Annotated in this window: 1 protein-coding gene; it reads right to left on the bottom strand. The window is 44.5% G+C overall.

The annotated features are described in order from the left end of the window. Positions 1 to 37: 37 nt before the first annotated feature. Positions 38 to 1,065, bottom strand: a 1,028-nt coding sequence (locus tag PMAL9190_RS19920; protein WP_503121367.1) for an Orn/Lys/Arg family decarboxylase, incomplete at its 5' end; no start/stop codon positions are given.

The raw sequence follows: 1,065 nt of genomic DNA, 5'->3' as shown, positions 1-1,065 counted from the left end.
GGGATTGGTAGGGTAGTCACATTATCGCATTAAGCGATTATAGTGCGTCTTTTTTGATACAAAGAACGTGGTATTTACCGTCTTCGATCTCAGCGCCTTCAGTTTCGTGTTCAAAACCTGGGAATTCTGCATCCCATGCTTCTAGTGCTTTCAAGTACTGGATTTGAGGACTTGTTTCGTCACCGAAGTTTTCACCGCCCATTAGCATTGGAATGCCTGGTGGGTAAGGAATAACAGAGTTCGCTGCAACACGACCCACTAGCTTGTCAGAAGGTACTAGCTCAACGTCATCAGATACCACGAACTGGTAAGCAGTACGTGGCTTCACTTCCATTTCTGGAAGGCTTGAGTAAGCGTGGTTTAGTACTTGGCTTGGGTTATGACGTACTAGGTATTCAAACATTTTGTTACCAAGATCTTTAAGACCAAGACCGCGGTAAACTTCTGGTGCTGATGCTACTAGCTCAGGCAGTAGTGTTTCGATATCTGCGTTAGCATCGTAGTGACGTTTGAATGACAACAATGTGTTGATCAAAGTGTCACGCTTACCTTTAGTAATACCCATTGAGAATAGGAACATGACTTGGAAGTCAGTAGTACGGGTTGGTACGATACCAAAACGACCTAGGTATGCAGTCACAAGTGCTGCTGGAACACCTGTTTCTAGGAAGTTACCGTTGTCGTCAAGACCTGGAGTTAGCAAGCTCACTTTGATTGGATCAAGCATACACCAGTCATTGTCGATTTCGTCAAAGCCGTGCCACTTGTCACCAGGAGTTAGTTTCCAGTTCTGTTGAATTGTCATTAGAGACTCAACAGAAGCGTCTTCGAAATTAACTTTGTCACCGTTCATTTCTGTAACCGTTTCAGCGTTCCAAGGCTTGAAGAACCAATCGTTTTCAGCGGTGTAATCGTTGAATAGTTGACGCATGTTTTGACGGAAGATGATCGCTTCGCGGTTAACTTCGTTCGTTAGCGATAGACCACTTTCGCCTTTCATCATGTTCGCAGCAACATCGTTAGACGCACAGATTGCGTATAGTGGTGATGTTGAAGTGTGCATCA

Origin of the sequence: Photobacterium malacitanum, from assembly GCF_900185615.1 — a bacterium.
Classification (GTDB): domain Bacteria; phylum Pseudomonadota; class Gammaproteobacteria; order Enterobacterales; family Vibrionaceae; genus Photobacterium; species Photobacterium malacitanum.
This window is presented reverse-complemented; position numbering and strand designations above follow the sequence as displayed.